Origin of the sequence: Vibrio sp. 1180_3, from assembly GCF_029478545.1 — a bacterium.
GTDB lineage: Bacteria > Pseudomonadota > Gammaproteobacteria > Enterobacterales > Vibrionaceae > Vibrio > Vibrio aestuarianus.
This window is the reverse complement of record NZ_SJFM01000014.1, coordinates 106810-113102: the sequence shown is the minus strand read 5'-3', so window position 1 is coordinate 113102 and position 6293 is coordinate 106810. Positions and strand designations below refer to the sequence as shown.

Annotated in this window: 5 protein-coding genes; 3 read left to right on the top strand and 2 right to left on the bottom strand. The window is 42.8% G+C overall.

All coding sequences use genetic code 11. From position 1 onward, the window contains the following. Positions 1–91 precede the first annotated feature (91 nt). Both EYW48_RS10910 and EYW48_RS10905 read left to right on the top strand, forming a co-directional pair. On the top strand, positions 92–1288 hold the full coding sequence (locus EYW48_RS10910) for a cellulose-binding domain-containing protein (RefSeq protein ID WP_277432396.1): 1197 nt from the start codon (positions 92–94) through the stop codon (positions 1286–1288). 212 nt (positions 1289–1500) lie between these two features. Continuing rightward, positions 1501–2874: an HD-GYP domain-containing protein gene (locus EYW48_RS10905; RefSeq protein ID WP_171980330.1), complete on the top strand. Its 1374-nt coding sequence runs from the start codon at positions 1501–1503 to the stop codon at positions 2872–2874. Between the two features lie 32 nt (positions 2875–2906). Here the strand turns inward: EYW48_RS10905 and EYW48_RS10900 are convergent, their stop codons facing one another. Continuing rightward, entirely contained in the window at positions 2907–4847 is a 1941-nt protein-coding gene (locus EYW48_RS10900) for a DNA topoisomerase III (protein WP_176245470.1), read from the bottom strand. Between the two features lie 83 nt (positions 4848–4930). Further along, positions 4931–5263 carry a Grx4 family monothiol glutaredoxin gene (grxD, locus tag EYW48_RS10895; protein WP_277432395.1) on the bottom strand — a complete coding sequence of 111 codons (333 nt, stop codon included), beginning with the start codon at positions 5261–5263 and terminating at the stop codon, positions 4931–4933. 348 nt (positions 5264–5611) lie between these two features. Between grxD and sodB the strand changes: the two genes are divergently transcribed. Next, entirely contained in the window at positions 5612–6196 is a 585-nt protein-coding gene (gene sodB / locus EYW48_RS10890) for a superoxide dismutase [Fe] (RefSeq protein ID WP_053311781.1), read from the top strand. Positions 6197–6293: the final 97 nt, after the last annotated feature.

The window sequence follows — 6293 nt, the reverse complement described above, 5'->3', positions numbered from 1 at the left end:
TAACCATCAAGGACTGAATAACCTCACTCCTGATGAGGCCTACTTCGGTAGGCAAAGATACGCAGCATGAGCTGGGTCAATCACTTAAGAAATGAGCTTATGTGTCCAACCATCGGGGTCCACTTCTGATGGCTTTATTGAAATACCAAATGACAAGCTAGTTTATGGTATTCCTGCCAATAAAGATGCAGCAAATAACGGACAAGTATTAAATCCTCAAGACTTATTTGATGCATTCGATAAGTTAGAAAGAGAAGGCTTACCTCTACGCGGCATTATGACTTGGTCTATCAACTGGGATATGGGAAAAGACTCCAATAACATTGGTTATGATAGCCAATTTGTTAATACATACGGTCCTTTCATTCATGGCGATGAAGGTAACAATACCGCACCGATTATATCAGGTATAGAACATATTGAGATTTCAGTTGGCACTCTTTTTGATGCCAAAAATGGTGTTACCGCCTATGATAGAGAAGATGGCGATTTGACCAACAAAATACAAATCGATGGTTCTGTTGATACTAGTGTTGTTGGAATTTATCCACTTCATTATTCGGTAACAGACCAAGAAGGCTTACAAACATCACAACCCCGTATCGTCACCGTGAGTGAGGTGCCTGAGTGTGGCGAGGTTAATGAATACCCAAACTGGCCGAGAAAAGATTGGGAAGGTGGTGATTTTAATCATGTAGAAAAAAATGATTTGATGAGCTATCAGGGTTCGGTTTACGAAGCTCAATGGTACACATCTTCAGTACCTAGCAGTGATTCAAGTTGGATATTGGTCGACAGTTGTCAAGGTGGTGGAAATCAAGCCCCAACGGCTATTATTGACGGCCCAAATAGCGCTAACATCACTGACCCGATCACATTAGATGGTCAAGGATCCTCCGATGAGGATGGCTCTATTGTTAGCTATCAATGGACATGGAATGATATGCCAATGACGTTAACTCAACCCATTTTAAACATGACTTTTAGCGAAGAAAATAAGGGCGAAAATGTTTTCACGCTAACAGTTACTGACAACGAAGGTAAGGATAATACCGTAAGCCACACCGTTACTGTTACTTCAGATGACGGTGGCACTGTGCCCGAAGACTGTGGTGATATGCCTGCATATCAAAGTTATAACCCTGCCACAGGGAATGGTATTTATATGAATAAAGCCCTTGTTTCTCATCAAGGTAATAAATACGAGTCTCAAGCCGACAACTTGTATAACGTTGAGCCGGGCACAGCAGAGCACTGGTGGAAACGACTAGTTGCCTGCCAATCGTAGTGAATATAAAATTATTATCTAAGTAAGCAAAGCCCTGTAGCGATATCATCCTGCAGGGTTTTTTATTTCATATCCTTGGGAAAAAGTGAGTAAAAACTTAGTACTAAACTAAAGTTTGTTCACAAACGGTGACTCTTCATCAATAATCATTAAAAGCCAAAACATAATCGATCTAAAGATAAAATGAATCTCTTACCGATCTAAGGACAAGCATGCAAACGACTATTGACCCCGTAATGTCGCTATCAGAGTTAATGCTCGCACTGACCATGGCATTGGATATGACGGAAGGGCAACCCCCTGAGCACTGCATACGATGCTGTTGGATAGGCATGCACATTGGTGAAGAGATTGGGTTAACGGAACATCAACTCTATGATCTATTCTTCACTCTACTGCTTAAAGATGCTGGATGTAGTAGTAATGCCGCACGCATTTGTGAACTCTATCTGGCTGATGACATTACATTTAAACGTAGTTATAAAACTGTCGGTACAAGCTTATCTAGCGCCATTAATTTTGTCGTGAAAAATGCGGGAGCAGGACAAAGCTGGATGACTCGGATTTCAACTACAATCGATATCCTGAAAAATGGTACTAACTACGCACAAGAATTGATTGAAACACGCTGCACTCGCGGTGCAGAAGTGGCGCGAGAACTTCGCTTCAGTGAAGATGTTGCTCAAGGTGTGCACAGTTTAGATGAACATTGGGATGGAAGTGGTAAACCAGAGCAATTAAAACACGAGCAAATTCCGCTTTATTCGCGCATCGCTCTTTTAGCACAAGTGGTCGATGTATTCCAATTTGAGCATGATTTGAGTACCGCATTGGACGAAGTGAAATCCCGCAGCGGAAAGTGGTTTGATCCGCGGCTAGTCGATGCTTTTGTCTCTGTCTCACAACAACTGGCGTTTTGCCAAGGACTCAATGCAAATGATATTTGCCAAAGAGTCATGAACCTAGCCCCCGCACAAGTCAGCATTTCGGTAAATGACGAATATTTTGACTGCATCGTTACCGCATTTGGAAAAATAGTTGACTCTAAAAGCCCTTATACCGCAGGTCATAGCGAACGCGTTGCGGTTTATACTGACCTGATTGCCGAAGAGCTAGGCATCGAAGAAAATGAACGCAAATGGCTAAAACGAGCGGCTTTATTACATGACCTAGGCAAGCTCGGTATTAGCAATACCATCTTGGACAAGCCAGATAAGCTTAATGATGAAGAATGGGAAGCGGTAAAAACTCATTCCGCTTTAACTGAACAAATTTTATTGCAGATCTCCCCTTTCCAATCACTAGCGAAAATCGCAGGTGCACATCATGAAAAGCTCGATGGTACTGGCTATCCGAAAAGGCTCAGTGGTGACGAAATATCGCTTATGACACGTATCATTACCACTGCCGATATTTTCGATGCCATTACTGCCGAAAGACCCTATCGTGGAGCGATTCCCATTCCTAAAACCCTACAGATCATGGAAGAAAATTTACATACAGCCATTGATGAACGTTGTTTCAATGCGCTAAAAATCGCGATCCACAAACTGCCAAGCCACTATTTATCGTCTGAAGTTGTTTAGGTCGAAAAGATAGGTGGATGCTGCATACAGCCTCATAATTTGGAGGCAGCCTTACCTTTACGACTTGCACGGCTGCGCTTAAAAGCAGGGCGTTCTACTTTTGGTAAAGAACGCAGCGATTCTGGCACAGGCCCTGACTTAGCCTGTTCCATGATATGAGTAATGCGTTCTTGCAGCACTTGCATAAACGGCTGATAGGCTTGGCCTCGTTCTGCCATCGCATGCAGTTGATGCTCCCAATGGGCAGTCATATCAGGGTAAGTCGATTCATTAGGCAATGCATGAATTAACCCTCGCCCAGCCGCGGAGCTCATGATCAACTTATTTTTTCGTGTTAATAGCTGGCGCTTAAATAATGTATCTAAAATACCCGCTCTGGTTGCCTCTGTGCCTAAGCCATCGGTTTCACGCAGAATTTTCTTTAGTTCGCTGTCTTCGACATAACGAGCAATACCGGTCATGGCTTGCAGTAATGTCGCTTCTGTAAAATAACGCGGTGGCTCGGTTTTCCGATCTTTAATCTCTCCCTCTCGACATGTAAGAACCGTGCCTTCATTTAAGGGAGGGACGCTATCCACACCACCATCATCTTCTTCCACTTTGCCTAAAAGTATTTTCCAGCCTGTAGAAATCAGTTGCCGCCCTTTCGCAATGAAGATCCCACCAGCAATATCAAATACCAATTTAGCTTCTGCATAAATCGCTGCTGGGTAAAACTGCATTAAATATTGACGTGCGATAAGCTGGTAGACATTCATCTCATAGCTCGACAATGCGTTCACAGATGCCTGTTTTGGGGTGGGGATAATCGCATGGTGAGCCTCCACTTTTTTATCATTCCATGCTTTCGATTTCAGTGATAAATTTGCACCATTTACGGCGGTGGTAAGATCTTTGGCATTATTAGCAATCGCTTGAGTGACTGAGGATGCCTGAGCATAATGCTCCAATGGTAAATATCGGCAATCAGAGCGTGGATAAGTGATTAATTTATGCTTTTCGTACAATGACTGACACGTATCGAGCACCTGCTGAGCACTCATGGAGAAACGTTTTGCAGCATCAATTTGCAGTGCAGAGAGCGAGTACGGTAAAGGTGGAGCTTGCTTAGTTTGCTTTTGCTCAGACTCAATCACTTTGGCCGGTTGCCCTGCTATTCGGTTAGCCACATTTTCGACAAGTTTACGATTTAAAATTCGTCCATCTTCATCTTGCCATGGTAGGCAAGCTTCACTGGGCTTCCAACGAGCACGAATGTCAAAAGCCGCCTGTCCGTCTAGATACGGAATAAGAGCATCAAGAGTGAAGTAGTCACGAGGAATAAAATTTTCGATCTCTTCATCTCTTCTCACTACCAGGCCAAGTACCGGCGTCTGCACTCGCCCAACCGATAATACACCTTGATAACCCGCTTTTTGCCCAAGTAGTGTATAAGCGCGAGACATGTTCATGCCGTACAGCCAGTCAGCTCGTGAACGAGCCAGAGCTGAAACCGAAAGTGGGATAAAATCTCGATTGCTGCGCATCTGGTTCAAAGCACGTTGCACGGCTGGTAGGTTTAAGTCACTTATAAGCAAGCGTAATGCTTGGTCTTTCTTGGTTTGGCTGACTTTACAATAGTCAATCACCTCATCAACCAGTAGCTGCCCTTCTCTATCTGGGTCACCGGCATGAATGATTTGTGTGGCATCTTTTAGCAGCTTACGAATAACCGTCAGTTGTTTGCTCGATGTTTTACGCGGCCGAAGTTGCCATTGTGCCGGAATAATCGGTAGATCGAGCATATTCCATTTTTTGAAGCGTTGATCGTAAGCGTCTGGCTCAACTTGTTCTAGTAAATGCCCGATGCACCAAGTTACGATATCGCCATTGGCGCAACGAATAAAACCTTGATCTTTTTTATGCGGCTTAGGCAGGGCATCAGCAATCGCTCGCCCTAAGCTTGGCTTTTCGGCAATAAATAAACGAGTCATAAACACATTCGGCAAATACAATTAAGGCCACATTAACCAATGTGGCCTTAAAAAATCAAGAAAAACTGTGATTTTGTACAGTGTTATTCTTCATTTCCTGCACGTACTGCTGCTTCTTTGATCAATGGCTGCAATTCGCCTTTTTGGAACATCTCTAGAATGATGTCACAACCACCGATAAGCTCGCCTTCGATCCACAACTGTGGAAACGTTGGCCACTGTGCATATACAGGAAGTTCAGCACGGATATCTGGGTTTTGTAGAATATCTACATAAGCAAACTTTTCGCCACACGCCATTAAAGCTTGTGCCGCTTGAGAAGAAAATCCACAACTTGGTAATTTTGGAGAACCTTTCATATACAGAAGGATAGTATTTTCTTCAAGTTGCTGTTTGATTTTGTCGATAGTTTCCATTGCTTCCTCTTCATGGATGGAGATTGTCTTTACGCCATTCTAAATCATTAGTGGAGAATATAAAGCACATATTATTTGTGGATATGCGGGGTATTTTCGTTGAAATAGCCACATTCACCAGTTTTGCTCATAAGCCAAACTTTAAAATATGAAAACTATCAATAGCAACTTAACCGTGACGCTAAACTTTTATACTCACGATAATGCAACAATTTTTAAAAATTAGGGTTTTAATAAAGTAAAAAGTTGCTAAAATGATTTGCAAGTCAGTCATATCGACGAATATCACAATAACATTGGAAGCAACCGAAAGAGAAAACTCTTTCTACCACTATGGAGAATCGAGCAATGGCATTTGAATTACCAGCTCTTCCTTACGCTAAAGACGCTCTAGAACCACATATCTCAGCTGAAACTCTAGATTTCCACCACGGTAAGCACCATAACACTTACGTTGTTAAGCTAAATGGTCTTATTCCTGGAACTGAATTCGAAGGCAAATCTCTAGAAGAAATCATCAAAACTTCTACTGGTGGTGTTTTCAATAACGCAGCTCAAATCTGGAACCACACTTTCTATTGGCACTGTCTAGCGCCAAACGCAGGCGGTGAACCAACTGGCGCTGTTGCTGACGCAATTAATGCTGCATTTGGTTCTTTTGAAGCATTCAAAACAAAATTCACAGACTCTGCAATCAACAACTTTGGTTCTTCTTGGACTTGGTTGGTTAAAAAAGCAGACGGTTCTCTAGATATCGTTAACACTTCAAACGCAGCGACACCGCTAACTGAAGAAGGTGTAACACCACTGCTGACGGTTGACCTATGGGAACACGCCTACTACATTGATTACCGCAACCTACGTCCTGATTACATGAACGGTTTCTGGGCACTGGTAAACTGGGCATTCGTAGCAGAAAACCTAGCAAAATAATCCTTTCCCCTAGGATTTACATTTAGTCATATGAAAAGCCTGCTTCCCCGCAGGCTTTTTTATTATTTAATCTAAAGTTATCTGCATCCTAGCCGTT